The sequence below is a fragment of the Nocardia transvalensis NBRC 15921 genome (genome assembly GCF_000308875.1).
Taxonomy (GTDB): Bacteria; Actinomycetota; Actinomycetes; order Mycobacteriales; family Mycobacteriaceae; genus Nocardia; species Nocardia transvalensis.
In genome coordinates this window covers 12695-26412 of sequence record NZ_BAGL01000121.1, presented here as the reverse complement: position 1 = coordinate 26412, position 13718 = coordinate 12695, and the positions used below count along the sequence as shown (strand labels likewise).

Annotated in this window: 14 protein-coding genes; 4 read left to right on the top strand and 10 right to left on the bottom strand. The window is 68.1% G+C overall.

Annotated elements, in window-relative coordinates:
- Positions 1 to 16: 16 nt before the first annotated feature.
- From ON41_RS32070 to ON41_RS32060, 3 genes are all read left to right on the top strand, one after another.
- Entirely contained in the window at positions 17 to 403 is a 387-nt protein-coding gene (locus ON41_RS32070; RefSeq protein WP_040751914.1) for a glycine cleavage system protein H, read from the top strand.
- Positions 400 to 1782: an L-serine ammonia-lyase gene (locus tag ON41_RS32065; protein WP_040751913.1), complete on the top strand. Its 1383-nt coding sequence runs from the start codon at positions 400 to 402 to the stop codon at positions 1780 to 1782. Before ON41_RS32070 ends, ON41_RS32065 begins: the two co-directional genes overlap by 4 nt.
- Positions 1783 to 1873: 91 nt before the next feature.
- Positions 1874 to 2671: an IclR family transcriptional regulator gene (locus tag ON41_RS32060; RefSeq protein WP_040751912.1), complete on the top strand. Its 798-nt coding sequence runs from the start codon at positions 1874 to 1876 to the stop codon at positions 2669 to 2671.
- Between the two features lie 10 nt (positions 2672 to 2681).
- On the opposite strand, the gene ON41_RS32055 is transcribed toward ON41_RS32060, so the two are convergent.
- The 3 genes from ON41_RS32055 to ON41_RS32045 are packed head-to-tail and all read right to left on the bottom strand — an operon-like array spanning position 2682 to position 5385.
- A complete protein-coding gene (locus ON41_RS32055) occupies positions 2682 to 3806 on the bottom strand; it encodes an aromatic ring-hydroxylating oxygenase subunit alpha (protein WP_040751911.1) in 1125 nt (374 codons plus the stop codon).
- Between the two features lie 50 nt (positions 3807 to 3856).
- Positions 3857 to 5026, bottom strand: coding sequence for an NAD(P)/FAD-dependent oxidoreductase (locus ON41_RS32050; RefSeq protein ID WP_040751910.1), 1170 nt, complete (start codon positions 5024 to 5026; stop codon positions 3857 to 3859).
- Complete coding sequence (locus tag ON41_RS32045; protein WP_040751909.1) at positions 5023 to 5385, bottom strand: bifunctional 3-phenylpropionate/cinnamic acid dioxygenase ferredoxin subunit; 363 nt, start codon at positions 5383 to 5385, stop codon at positions 5023 to 5025. Before ON41_RS32045 ends, ON41_RS32050 begins: the two co-directional genes overlap by 4 nt.
- A 331-nt stretch (positions 5386 to 5716) precedes the next feature.
- On the opposite strand from ON41_RS32045, the gene ON41_RS32040 reads away from it, so the two are divergent.
- The gene (locus ON41_RS32040; protein ID WP_040751908.1) at positions 5717 to 7135 is read left to right on the top strand and encodes an MFS transporter; all 1419 of its coding nucleotides are present in this window, start codon (positions 5717 to 5719) and stop codon (positions 7133 to 7135) included.
- A 67-nt stretch (positions 7136 to 7202) separates the two neighbouring features.
- Here the strand turns inward: ON41_RS32040 and ON41_RS32035 are convergent, their stop codons facing one another.
- The 7 genes from ON41_RS32035 to ON41_RS32005 are packed head-to-tail and all read right to left on the bottom strand — an operon-like array spanning position 7203 to position 13715.
- Complete coding sequence (locus ON41_RS32035; protein ID WP_040751907.1) at positions 7203 to 7817, bottom strand: TetR/AcrR family transcriptional regulator; 615 nt, start codon at positions 7815 to 7817, stop codon at positions 7203 to 7205.
- Positions 7818 to 7827: 10 nt separating this feature from the next.
- Entirely contained in the window at positions 7828 to 9156 is a 1329-nt protein-coding gene (locus tag ON41_RS32030) for a cation:proton antiporter (protein WP_040751960.1), read from the bottom strand.
- Between the two features lie 10 nt (positions 9157 to 9166).
- Positions 9167 to 10915 carry an NAD(P)/FAD-dependent oxidoreductase gene (locus tag ON41_RS32025; RefSeq protein ID WP_040751906.1) on the bottom strand — a complete coding sequence of 583 codons (1749 nt, stop codon included), beginning with the start codon at positions 10913 to 10915 and terminating at the stop codon, positions 9167 to 9169.
- On the bottom strand, positions 10912 to 12240 hold the full coding sequence (locus ON41_RS32020) for an NAD(P)/FAD-dependent oxidoreductase (protein WP_051162957.1): 1329 nt from the start codon (positions 12238 to 12240) through the stop codon (positions 10912 to 10914). Before ON41_RS32020 ends, ON41_RS32025 begins: the two co-directional genes overlap by 4 nt.
- Entirely contained in the window at positions 12237 to 12728 is a 492-nt protein-coding gene (locus ON41_RS32015; RefSeq protein WP_040751905.1) for a flavin reductase family protein, read from the bottom strand. Before ON41_RS32015 ends, ON41_RS32020 begins: the two co-directional genes overlap by 4 nt.
- A complete protein-coding gene (locus tag ON41_RS32010) occupies positions 12725 to 13189 on the bottom strand; it encodes a hypothetical protein (RefSeq protein WP_040751904.1) in 465 nt (154 codons plus the stop codon). The genes ON41_RS32015 and ON41_RS32010 overlap by 4 nt, the downstream gene beginning before the upstream one ends.
- 1 nt (position 13190) lies before the next feature.
- Positions 13191 to 13715, bottom strand: a complete 525-nt coding sequence (locus tag ON41_RS32005) for a type II toxin-antitoxin system RatA family toxin (RefSeq protein WP_040751903.1) — start codon at positions 13713 to 13715, stop codon at positions 13191 to 13193.
- Positions 13716 to 13718: the final 3 nt, after the last annotated feature.

The following is a 13718-nucleotide window of genomic DNA, read 5'->3' as shown; positions in this document are numbered from 1 at the left end:
GAGGAGAAGGAACACCATGCAGGTTCAGCACTTCCCGATCGACCGTTCCTATACGGAGAAACACGGCTGGCTGGCGCTGGCGCCCGGCGACCGCTTCTCCGACTATCCGCTGCGCGTCGGACTGACCCCGGCCTTCGTGGCCGACCGCGATATCGTCGCGCTGGACCTCCCGCTCGTCCGCACCCTGGTCGAGGCCGGGGCGCCGTGCGGGGCGGTCCGCACGGCGGGACATGGGCCGTGCCCCATCTACGCACCGATCAGCGGCCTCGTCACCATCCACAACGCTGCCGCGATCGCACGTCCGGAACTGGTAGCCGAGGACCCCTTTCATGCCGGGTGGTTGTTCGCCGTCCTACCCACGCCCGGGTCGACGATGAACGGGCTACTGACGGCGGCCCCATGACGATCAGCGTCTTCGACCTGTTCTCGGTGGGCATCGGGCCCTCCAGCTCGCATACAGTCGGACCGATGCGCGCCGCCGGACGCTTCGCCGCCGACCTGGCCCGCGCGGATGCGCTCGATCGGGTCGCCACGATCCGTGTCGATCTCTTCGGGTCCCTCGCCGCGACCGGTCCGGGGCACGGCACCAGGACCGCGATTCTGCTGGGCCTGGAGGGATATTCACCGGAAACGATCGAGGACGACGAGCGGCGAAAGCGACTCGCGGAGATCCGGAGCAGCGGGCGCATCGAACTGGGTGGCGTTCGCGACATCGCCCTGACCGAAGACGATATGGCCCTCCATCCGTCGACGGTCTTGCCATTCCACCCGAACGGCATGACGATCACCGCCCGCACGGCCGGGCGGACCGTGCTCCGTGCCGAAACGTACTTCTCGATCGGCGGCGGCTTCGTCGTCACCGAATCGGAGGCCGGCCGCCCCGAGACTCCCCGCACCTGTGAGTGGTCCTTCTCCTCGGCCGCACGGCTCCTCGAACTGTCCGAGCGGCACGCCTGCTCCATCGGCGAGGTCATGCTGCGCTTCGAACGCGAATTCCGCTCGGCCGCCGAGGTTTCCGACCGCCTGCTGCATATCCGCGACGTCATGGCGGACTGCGCGCGACGCGGAATCTCGCACACCGGTGAACTACCCGGTGTCCTGCGGGTCCGCCGGCGAGCCTACGACTGGCACCTGCGGTTGAGCCGGGACGACCCACACCGCGACCCGGCCTTCGCCGAGGACTGGGTGAATCTCGTCGCGCTGGCGGTGAACGAGGAGAACGCCGCCGGCGGCCGCATCGTGACCGCCCCGACGAACGGCGCCGCGGGCATCATCCCGGCGGTCCTGCACTACGCGCTGCACTACACGCCGGCGGGCAGGGCCGACAGCGACGGCACCGCGATACGTTTCCTGCTCACCGCGGGCGCGATCGGTTCGCTGTACAAGGAACGCGCCTCGATCTCCGGGGCGGAGGTGGGCTGCCAGGGCGAGGTCGGTTCGGCCGCGTCCATGGCCGCCGCCGGCCTGGCCGAAGTCCTGGACGGCACACCCGCACAGGTCGAGAACGCCGCCGAGATCGCGATGGAACACAGCCTCGGCCTCACCTGCGACCCGATCGAGGGCCTGGTGCAGATCCCGTGCATCGAACGCAACGCCATCTCCGCCGGAAAGGCCATCAACGCGGCACGAATAGCGCTGCGTGGCAACGGAATTCACCGGGTCAGCCTGGATCAGGTGATCGAGACTATGCGGGCGACCGGACACGATATGAGCTCGAAATACAAGGAGACCTCGACCGGCGGACTGGCGGTCTACGTACCGGTCAACGTGGTCGAGTGCTGATCGGCGACGACGGCGACGTATTCGCACCGTACAAGCCGCAAAACGATACCGGCCGCACCGATAAGACCACGATGTTTCGTATAGTTACGATATGGCCAACGGCGAGAGGTCCTCCGACAACGGTGTGCAGTCCGTCGACCGTGCAATGACAGTACTGGAGATTCTGGCCCGCAAGGGTGAGGCCGGCGTCAGTGAGATCGCCAACGAGATCGGCGTGCACAGGTCGACCGCGTTCCGTCTGCTCGGATCGCTGGAGGACCATCAGATGGTGGCGCAGGTCTACGAGCGCGGCAAATATCGGCTGAGCCTGGGAATTCTGCGGCTGGCCACCGCGGTCCCGGAACGGCTGGAGATCACCGAGCACAGCCACGTCGTATGTGAACGACTCGCCCAGAAACTCGGAGAGACCGTCAATGTCGCCGTGCGACGGTCCCATTTCGCGGTGAATCTGGACCAGGCGCGCGGGCCCACCTCGGTCGGCACCTACAACTGGATCGGCGCCTCGACACCGATGCACGCGACATCCAGCGGCAAGGTCCTGCTGGCTCACCTCGACTCCGAACTGCGCGATCAACTGCTCCGCCAGGCCGGTCTGAACCGATTCACCGACCACACCGTCACCTCACGCCAGCGCCTCGAACAGCAGCTGGCGGACGTGCGGCACGACGGCTACGCGATGTGTGCGGAGGAATACGAGATCGGCCTGAACGCGATCGCGGCGCCGATCCGCGATTACGCGGGCCACACCGCGGCCGCGTTGAGCGTATCCGGCCCGATGTACCGATTCACCCCGGACACGATGCTGACCGCGGTGCCGGATATGGTCGCGGCCGCCGACGAGATCAGTGAGCGAATGGGATTCCGGGAAACCCACTCGCCCGTCGACTGATTCGAAGCGACTACCGGGAAATCTCGGCACGCAGCCAATCGTGGAACGCGCCGATGTGATGTTCGCTCGGCACGAGCAGCCCGCCGTCGCGGTACCGGCGCGAATTCATCGCCGGTTGGCACCGCTCGCAGGCGTCGAAATCCTGCTGATTGACCCGGTGGAAAAGTTCCACGGAACGGTCGATATCGGCTCCCTGCTCGACCACGTCCGGCAGGTAGAGCCAGTCGCATTCGACCACGGTACGGTCCACGGCCAGCGGGAACATGCGATGGATGATCACGTGGTCGGGAACCAGGTTGACGAAGACCTGCGGCCGCACGGTGATCGCGTAATAACGCCGGTCCTGATCCCGGGCGATACCGGGAATCAGCGCGTGCCCGGCGGTTCCGTCCACCGTGAATCCCTCGATGTTCTCCCCGAATTCGGCGCCGTGACCGACGTAGAACTGCGCGGCGTACCCGTCGGCGAATTCGGGGAGCACCTCGGTGAGTTCGGGGTGGATCGTCGCGCAGTGGTAGCACTCCATGAAATTCTCGATGATGAGCTTCCAGTTGGCGGCCACGTCGTAGCTGATCCGCCGGCCCAGACCGAGACCGGCGATACCGTATCGATCGATGGACTCGATGTCCCCCAGCCGATCTCGCACGTCGGCGATCACGGTGGCCTCGAAGGACGGCGGCTCGTCGGCGAGGCTCACCCAGACGTAGCCGAGCCACTCGTGGACCGCCACGGTCTGGAGCCCGTGGCGGACCCGGTCGATATCCGGCATCTTCGTCAGATTCGGCGCGGCGACGAGTTTGCCGTCGAGATCGTAGGTCCAGGCGTGGTACGGGCACTGGAACGCGCGCTTGACCTCGCCGGAATCCGCCGTGCACAACCGCGCGCCCCGATGGGCGCAGACATTGAGGAATGCGCGGATCTCCCCCGAGCGCGACCTGCTCACGATCACGTTCTCCCGCCCGATCTGGACGGTGCGGAACGCCCCCGGTTTCCCCAGATCCGCGGCGCGCACCGCGCAGAACCACATCTGCTCGAAAATGTTCTCCTGTTCGAGGGTGAAAATATCGGTGTCGGTATAGAAACTTCCCGGCAGCGTTGACCGCAGGCTTTCCGGCAGGCTCGTGGTGGTCGTCACCGTGGCTCCTTGTCGGCGTTCGTATCTGGGGGTGGGAAAGAGCGGAGCCGTCAGGCCGGCGTCGGCACCTTGGACAACTGCCGGCGCCAGCGGGTGAACAGGCGCACCTGGTCTACGCCCAGGACGGCGACCGGCTGACCGGCGCGCCGGTACACGGCGAGAAAGCTGTTCCCGGCGAGGTCGCCCGCCTCCACGGTCGGTTCGTCGCCGGGGTGCGCCAGACCGGCGAACTGGATGCGCGAGCCGTACTGATCGGACCAGAAATACGGCGGCTTGACCGGCGCGCCCTGATAGAAGCCGCCGGACAGCAGGGTCGAGACCGCGATCGCCGGACGTTCGAGGGCGCCGGACCAATGCTCGACACGGCGGTGGGCGCCGGACACCGGATCGAACCACGCCGAGCAGTCGCCGACGGCGACGACATGCGGAACGCACGTAGCGCCGCCCAGGTCGCACAGCACCCCGTTGCCCAGCTCGAGCCCGCTGTCCCGCAGCCATTCGATATTCGGGACGCCGCCGATGCCGACCACGACGACGTCGGCGGGGATGTGCCCGCCGGTGGACAGGTCGACCCCGGTGACGCGATCGGTGCCGGTCAGTCCGGCGACACCGACGCCGCAGTGCAGGACGGTACCGTTGCCGATGTGCAGATCGGCAACGGCGGCACCGAGTTCCGGGCCGAGCGGGCCGAGCAGCGGCGTCGGCGCGGCCTCCACGATCGTCACATCCAGTCCGAGTGCGCGTGCGGTCGAGGCCACTTCGCCGCCGATGAATCCGGCGCCGATCACGACCAGCCGCGCGCCCGGCCGCAGATCGGTACGCAGGCGCACGGCGTCCTCGATCGTCCGCAGCACGTGGACTCCGGCGAGATTCTCGGCGCCCGGCCACCGCCGCGCCCGGGCCCCCGTAGCGATCACGAATCCGTCGGCGTGCACGCGCGATCCGTCGCTCAGCCCGACGCTGCGACCGGCGGTGTCGAGATCGGTCGCGGCGACGCCGAGCAGCCAATTCGCTTGCAGGTCTTCGTCGTCGGACTCCAGCGCCAGTGCCTCCTCGTCGATGTCACCGGCCAGGAAGGCCTTCGACAGCGGCGGGCGGTCGTAGGGTCGCCGAGACTCGGCCCCCACGATCGTGAGATCCCCCGAAAACCCTTGGGCGCGTAGGGCGCGAGCGGCGGACAGGCCGGCCAGCGACGCTCCGATGACGGCGATGCTTCTCATGACGGCTCCTGAGCGACCAGGCGGCTACGGACTTCCGGAGGAAGATTGGGTTCCTCGGCGCTGAGATCGACGAGGACCATCCCGTCCCGGATCTCGACGCGGTGGGTGCGGACGGGGAGTTTCGCCGGTGGCGCGTCGACGGCACCGGTTCGCAGGTCGAACGTCGAGGCGTGCAGCGGGCACTCCACCGCGCACCCCTCGAGCCAGCCATCCGCCAGCGACGCGTCCTGATGCGTGCACGTGTCGTCGATGGCGAACACCTCACCGTCCTCGGTGTGGAAGACGGCGATCGGGGGGTTGGTGGCGACCCGGAGCGCCTCACCGCGGGGTAATGAGGCCAGGGGGCAAACCGTGAGCATGTCGAATCCCTAACTGTAGCGCCATACGAAACATGGACTGGGATACGCAACAGTGTGAAGCCCGGCAGAAGGCAGTGTCAAGGGGTTGATATGCCCCCGCGGCACGGGCTGAGACGGGCGCTCGACGAGCACGAATCGACAGGTCCGGAGCCGGAACTCGCTTATTTCGGCCAACTTTCGCGAACTGCCGTACGAGTTACTCCGGATTGATATATTAACGTCCCATGATCCATGGCACATTTTTCTATAGGCCATATTTTAGTGGCAAACCTCGGACGCTGCATCCGCCCAGCCCCGCGCGGGCGTTCGGCGAGCTGGAGGAGATCACCTCATGTCAGTACTGATTCCGGACGAACAACCTCGACAATGGTCGCGCGAGGACATCGTCGTCACCGACCCGCCCACCGTCCGAAGGGCCATCACCGCGGCGGCGGTCGGCAACATCACGGAGTGGTACGACTTCGGCGTCTACGCGTACTTCGAGCCCACCATCCGGGACGTGTTCTTCCACGACCTGGATCACACCACCGGCACGATCGCCACCTTCGGACTCTTCGCGGTGGCCTTCCTGATCCGCCCGATCGGCGGCATGTTCTTCGGCCCGCTCGCCGATCGGATCGGCCGCAAAACCGTCCTGGCCACCACGATGATCATGATGTGCCTGGCCACCTTCGCCATCGGCTGCGTCCCGGGTTCGGCCTCGATCGGGATCGCGGCGCCCCTGCTCCTGCTGCTCGCCCGGCTGGTGCAGGGCTTCTCCACCGGCGGTGAGTACGGCAACGCGATGACCTTCATCGCCGAGTACGCGCCGGACCGGCGGCGCGGCTTCCTGGGCAGCTGGCTGGAGTTCGGGACGTTCACCGGCTACCTCCTCGGCGCGACCGTCGTGACGATCGCGGACGCGACGCTCACCCACGAACAGTTGTTGTCCTGGGGCTGGCGAATTCCCTTCCTCGCGGCCCTCCCCCTCGGCCTCGTCGGCATCTATCTGCGGTCGCGCCTGGCCGATACGCCCGCCTTCACCGAGTTGGAGAAGGACGCCGAACGGCGGGAGCAGCAGCGCCGATCCGGCAACGAACTCGCCGAGATCGTCAAGCTGTGGCCGTTCCTGGTGGTCTGCATGGGGCTCGTCCTGGCCTGGAATGTCACCAACTACATGCTGACCTCCTACATGCCGACCTACGTGACCGATACGATGCCGAAACTGCAAGGGGGCGAGGGGATCTCCGCGACGGCCTCCGAAGTGGTCCAGATCGTGGTCATGGCGGTCGCCCTGCTGGCGATCCCGCTGCTCGGGCAGCTCTCCGACCGGATCGGCCGCAAACCGATCGCGCTGGTCGGCTCGATCGGCCTGATCGTGCTGGCGTTGCCGATGATGCTGCTGATCCGCGGCGGCAGCATCGTCTCGATGTTCGCCGGCCTGCTCATCATGGGACTGCTGCTGAGCTGCTTCAGCGCCGCATTGCCCTCCACCCTCCCCGCGCTGTTCCCGACCACGATTCGAGCGGGCGGACTGGCGATTTCGTTCAACGTCTCGGTGTCGCTGTTCGCGGGGACGACGTCACTGGTGGTCGGCGCGCTGGTGAGCCTGACCGGCGACCTGAACTGGCCGGGCTACTACTTGATCATCGCCGGAATCGTCGGCGTCGCCTCGCTCCGCTTCCTCCAGGAACCCAACGGCCGCCCCATGTGGGGCTCCCCGCCGGCGGTGGAATCCGCGGCCGAAGCCGAGACCTTGGCGCTGCGATAGCTGTCGTTGCTCCGCCCGGCGCCCGCCGAGGCGCCGGGCGGGCACATGCACCGGCCCTGGGCGCGTGTCACGCCGTGGCTCTGCGGCGCAGCCCGTCCAGCATCTCCAGCATGACCGTCTCCGCCTTCCTCGACGCGGCCTCCGGATCCGCGGCGTCGGCGACGATCAGGGACGCTTCGCAGAGAACACGGAAGGCCAGCTGCGCCGCGATATCGATGTCGAACGACTTGAGTTCGCCGATGCGGTCCATATCCAGCAGCAGCTGCCGGATCATCGGCCACGCGAACTCCAGCTCGAGTTCCTTCGTCTTCTCGTCGCCGAGAACGCGCGTCACCTGGCGGAGCAGTGAACGGACCTCGGCGTCGGCGGCGTACGCCCGGATCGCGGTGCGGGCCGCCACCTCCACCCGCTCCCAGGATTCGGCCGGCACCCGAAGCACGGCCTCGGTGACGACGACGGACACCTTGGCCGTCGCCTCGCGGTACACCTCGGCGAACACCTGCTGCTTGTCCCGGAAATGATGGTAGACAGCACCTTTGCTGACATTCGAGGCGGTGGCGATGTCGTCGACCGACGTATCGTCGTAGCCGCGCTCGACGAACAGCTGCCTGGCGGCCTCGACGATCGCGTTCCGTGTCAGCGCCGCGTACATCTCGCGCCGGCTCGTTTTGACGTCGTCCACAGACTGGAGTCTACTCGCCGACTCCGCGATCCAGGGCCGACTGCGCGTCGGTGGCAACGACTCGGCGTCCACGCTCCCGCTCCTCCCTCGTCTCGGTCGATCCGGACATCGCCCACCGCAGCAGTGGCGGCGCCATCAGCGACGTCACCACGGCCACGAGCACCAGAATCGTGTAGGCCTCGGAACCGAGGATGCCCAGCCGCAACCCCATCGTCGCGATGACGACCTCGACGATGCCGCGCGCGTTCATGCCGATACCCACCGCGATCCGCTCCCGGTGCGGGAGCCCGCTGAACCCGGCGCCCAGATAACCCCCGGCGAACTTGCCCGCGATCGCCGCCGCGAGGATCAGCGACGCCACCGCGAGCAGGGCGGGATTCGCCAGCGCCGAGAGGTTGATGCGCAGACCGGCACTCGCGAAGTAGATCGGCGCGAGCACCCCGAGGACCGTCGTGTGCAGCGGGCGCAGCGCGGCCGGCGGCGCTGTGCTGGAGCCGATCAGCAGTCCGAAGACGAAGGTGCCGAGAACCGCCTCCACGCCGATCGACTGGGTCGCCACCGCGCCGGTCAGCAGGATGATCGCGGCGGTCGCGGTCGGCGCCGTGGCGTCCTCGGTGGCGCTCGCCCGCCGCATCAGATGACGGATGAGCGGCCGGGCCACCACGATCGCGAGCGCGAGAAAGATCGCCAGCCCGCCCACGGCGACATACGCCGCCGCGGACGTCCCACCGTTGATCGCGAACGCCGACACCACGGCGAGCAGCAACCAGCCGACCGCGTCGTCGACCGCACCGGCCGCGAGCACCAGCTGACCGATGTCGCGGTGGATCAGCCCGAGTTCCAGCAATGTCTTCGCGATGACGGGAATCGCGGTGACCGACAGGGCGACGCCGAGGAACAGCGCGAACACCATCGTGTCGGCGCCCTCCGGCCGGACCGGCGCCGGGATCAGGAGTCCGATCCCGACGCCGAGTCCGAGCGGCAGAACCAGCGCCAGCACACCGATCTTCGCCACGCCGGCGACGCGCCCGCGCATCCCCTCCAGATCGACCTGCGTACCCGCCAGCCCGACCAGCAGCAAGACGCCGATCTGCGCCACCGCGTCCAGCAGATGCTGCTGTTCCGGGCGCGGCGGGAACAGCCAGTGCGAAACCTCCGGCGCGAGCTGACCGAGGACGGACGGCCCGAGCAGGATCCCGGCGGTCAGCTCACCGACGATCGCGGGCAGGCCGACGCGCCCGGCCAGCCCGCCCAGCAGCCGGGCCGCGCCGAGCAGCGTCGCCACCTGCACCAGCAGGGCCAGCAGGTCTTCCCCGGGCAGCGGCGGCACGAGTGTCACCGTCCCCACCTCACGGCGTCCGGCGCCAGTCTCTGTTGCCCGCCGACACCATGTCGCGCATGCCGCGGTAGGCCACCCCGGCGCCGGAGCCGAGCTCCGCCCCGTAGAACGCGAGGGCGTCCCGGGCGACCACGTCGAACCCGCCCGTGAAGTACCGCCCGCGTACGTGATCGGGGCTGCGACGCTTGCCCCACAACAGGATTCGGGTCATCGACGCCAGCGTGAACGGCCCCGACGGGCAGCGCTGGGACGGATCCTGGGTGCGCCAGAAGTCGGGCGACAACCCGCTGTCCGCCAGTGCGGAGTAGATGCGCCCGCACGTCTCGCCGACGCCGATCTCCTTGTCGCGGTAAGCCCGCATCGCCGCGCACGCCCGCTCGAACAGGACCGCGCACTCGGGATTGTCGACGGCCTGCACCCCGCGGTAGGGCGCCTGCTCCAGCCTGTCGAAGGCCAGCCTGTTGCGTGTGCGGTCGAAGTCGAAACCGGCCTGCATCTGACCGTTCACGCCGTACAGGGTGCCGATCGTCCAGACCCGGAACCAGGCGTTCCACAGCTCGAAATCATCGAACGCCACATAGGAGTACGCGACCAGATCGTCGTAGTAGGCGAAGGACCGCTTCACCCAGGTCTCGACGTATTCGAACCGTTCCGGCGAGAAGTCGTCGTCGCGGACGGCGTCGATCAGCCTGTGGCCCAGGGCGTTCAGGGCCATCACGGTGACGGCCAGGCCGCTGGAGAACAGCGGATCGATGAAGTCCGAGGCGTGCGGCAGCAGGCACCAGCGGTCCCCGACGAGCTGCCGGGAGGCGAACTGGTTGCGGTTGCTCGCCGTATACGGCCTGACCGGACGCGCGTCGCGGAGCTGCCGGTGCAGATCGGGGAATCGCCGGACGTGCGCCCAGAACTCGTCCTCGGCGGATTCGTCGGCGGGGCGCGGGTAGCGGTCGATATCGAGGTTGATCCCGACCGAGCACAGCCGGCTGGTGGTATCGAGATGGTTGTCGAACGGGATGACCCACATCCACCCGCCCTCGAACAGATGGTGCAGTGTGCCCTGCGAGAACGGGCTCGGCATGCCGTGCCGGCGACGCGGCCCGGCGATGCGGTCGAACGGTTCGACGCCGGTGAAATGCGTGAAGATCGTACGTGAGCGAGTGCGATAGGGCGGTTCGGTGCGCAGGTCGAGTGCCTCTCCGAGGACGCTGCGCATACCGCCCGCGTCGACCACGTACCGGACGCGGATCTCCGCGCCGTCGGCGGTCGAGACCGTGGCGCCCGCATCGTCGAAATCGACTCCGGTCACCGGGCGATAGGTCATCCCGGTCGCGCCGTAGCGCAGCGCCACCTGGTACACGTACGCGTCGACATCCTGGCGGAAGAAATGCGAATCGGGTCCGATCGGCGGCCCCCAGGTGGGGTACTGGGTGCATTCGGCCGGGCGGAACGGCTCGCCCTCGCGATGGTAGGCGAAGCTGAAGTTGCGCTTCACGCCCGATGCGGCACTGACGTACCGGCGCAGCAGCCCGTGCGACGACAGGTTCTCCAGCTCCGGGACGTCGTAGCGGCGAGCCAGATTCCGCAGGCCCATGATCGTCTCGGGCACGGTGGACTCCCCGATCGCGAACCGCGGATGCCCGCCGGCCTCGATGATGACCACCCGCACGCCGTGCCGTGCCAGCACGGCCGCGAGCGCCGCGCCGCCGATACCCCCGCCGACCACCGCCACGTCGAATTCCGGATCCGTCTTCGTCGTCATCGCTGGACTCCCTTCGTTCTGCGCTGCGCGCTGCGATCGAGCTGGTCGAGGTAGCGCAGATACCCTCGGACCCCCTGGGTGCGGGCGAATCGGGTCGGTACGTACTGGGCCGAGCTGCGGTACCACGGCAGGCGGGGCCGCGGGCCGCCCGCGAGCATGTCGGCGAAACGCCATCCGGCATCGACCGACATGGCGAAGCCGTGCCCGCACCACGCGCCGGCGTAGTAGACGCCGTCACGGCCGGGGACGGGCCCGACGACCGGGAGCCGATCGGTGCTGCTGGCGGTCAGACCGGACCAGCGCGCCTCGATCTCGACCCCGGCCAGCGCCGGGAACCGCGCGATCAGCTCGGTATCGATGCGGCCCTGGACCCGCGCGGACGCGGTCGCGTCACGGCCGGGGTCGCCGGTCGGAACGAGCGCCGGGCCGCCCCCGAACACCAGGCGCTTGTCGGCGGTCATCCGGTAGTAGTTGAAGAAGTTCCGCTGGTCGATGATGCCGCCGCGGCCGGTCCAGCCGAGGCCCGCCATCCGATCCCCGGTGAGCGGCGCGGTGGCCAGCAGATGGGTGCGCAGCGCGACCACCGAGGTCGCCATCGGTCCGAGATCGCCGGCGTATCCGTCGACGGTCAGCAGGACGCGGCCGGCCGTGACGCTGCCCTGATCGGTGACGACGCGGGGGCGGCTGCCGGAACTGTCGATCGAGCGCACCCGGCTGTTCTCGTAGATCGCGACCCCGCGCTCACGCAGCACGGCGGCCAGCCCGACCACCAGCTGATACGGATCGACGACCATGGCGTTGTCGTAGGCGAACCCCGCGATGTAGCCGGGTCCGGCGTGGTCGACGAGTTCCGCCGGGGTGAGCCAGTGCACGGTGCGGTCCAGGGCGCGCAGCGCGGCCAGGTGCGCGGCCATCCGCCGCCGTTCGCCCGTGGTCACGGCCACGAGCGTGTGCGGTTCGTCCCGGGCGTCACAATCGATCCGCTCGGCGCGGATCAGATCGCGCAGCAGGGTGACGCCGTGCTGGGAGGCGTCGAAGGCCTCGATCGCACGGCCGTCGCCGACCCTGCGACGCAGCCGCGGCAGCGGGATGCTCAGGCCCGGCGACACGATTCCGGTGCTGCGGCCGGTCGCCCCGGCGCCGATCGATTCGGCCTCCAGCACCACGACCGACAGGTCCGGCCGGGCCGCCGAGACGTAATAGGCGGTCACGAGACCGGCGAGCCCGCCGCCCACGATCACCAGATCGTCCCGGCGGCCGCCGATCAACGGCGGATCCGCGGATTCGATGCCCGATTCGGGCCACCACAACGGTTCGTTCTTCATGTTCGCAGCAGCGCGAATGTCTGGCTGTGCCACAACAGGGGCCTTCCTGAATCGGTTTCCAATGCGGTGACTTCGCCGACGACCACGACGTGATCGCCGTACCTGCGGGCGTCGACGAGCAGGCACGCCGCCCAGGCCAGCGACTCCGACAACACCGGCACACCGAGGACGTGCCGGAAGCCGGCGCCCGCGAATCGGGATCCCGACCGCGACGCGAAGTCCTCGGCGATCGCGCGCTGGTCCTCGGTCAGCAGCGTCACCGCGAACGAGCCGCTGCGTTCGATCGCGGCGAGCGTTCCAGATCCGACCGCCAGGCATGCCAGCAGCAGCGGCGGTCGCAGCGACAGCGAGGTCACCGACGAGGCCGTCATGCCCACCGGACCGTCCGCGCCCTGCACGGAGATGACGGCCACACTCGCCGCGAGTTTGCGGTACAGCTGCAGGCAGCGTTCCTCGGAGGGCGCCCGCTCGGTCGATACGCCGGTCATACGCGGCTGCTCGCCGCTGCTCGCCCGGCCAGGCTGCGCTCGAATTCCTCGAATTCCGGAATCACCTTCGGCTCGAAGGGAACGCTGAACGGCTTGACGAAACTGCCGAACAGGGCGCGGTCACCGAGCAGGTGGATCGGCACCACGAGCAACGCCCATTCGAAACCGTGTATCCAGATCCACAGACCGAGTACGACAGCCTGCGTGACGAAGCTGTGCATCGTGTTGTACAGGACGTAATAGAGCTTGGGCACGGCGCCGTCCTCGTGCCGCAGATGCACGATCAGACCGGGAATGTAGCCGATGACGTCGATATAGGCGAACAGGGCGATCGCCGCCCACCAGCGCACCTCGCCGACGTGGTAGAAGAACAGCAGCGTGCAGACCAGGGTGGCGACCCCGTATTCCGCGCGCAGTAGCGAATACGTCGTTTTCGTGGTGAATCTGTTCGCGTAGTCCATATCAGTGCCCCGTCCCCGCCGCGAGAGCCCCCGATCCGACCCCGGCCAGCTTCTTCGCGACCGCGGCGGCGACCGCCGGATCGCCGACGACCTCGGCGTTTCCCAGCAGCCGGATCAGGACGAGGGCGATGCCCTCCTTGAGCACCTTCTCGGCGATCGGCTCCAGCACACCGGCCAGACTGGGGATCCCGAAGTCGAAGGTGGCCTCGAAGGTCACCGCGCTGCCCGTGCCGGACGGCCGGACCTGCCAGGAGCCGCGGAACACGTGGAAATCGCCGGATTCCTGTTCGAAGACGATGTTCCGCTGTTCTTCCCGGAAATAGTCGATCTCGGTCCACCGCAGCGGCCCGTTGCGAAAATAGACCTCCCAATCACTGACCGACGAGGCGCCGTCCGCACCGGGGCGGACGAGAACCGAACTCACTTCGTCGACCAGATCCGGATAGGCCTCGAAATGTCGAATATCGCGGTAGGCCCGGTCCGGTTCGATGCTGTCCGAATAAACGGTGATACTTGCGGTACGCATGGA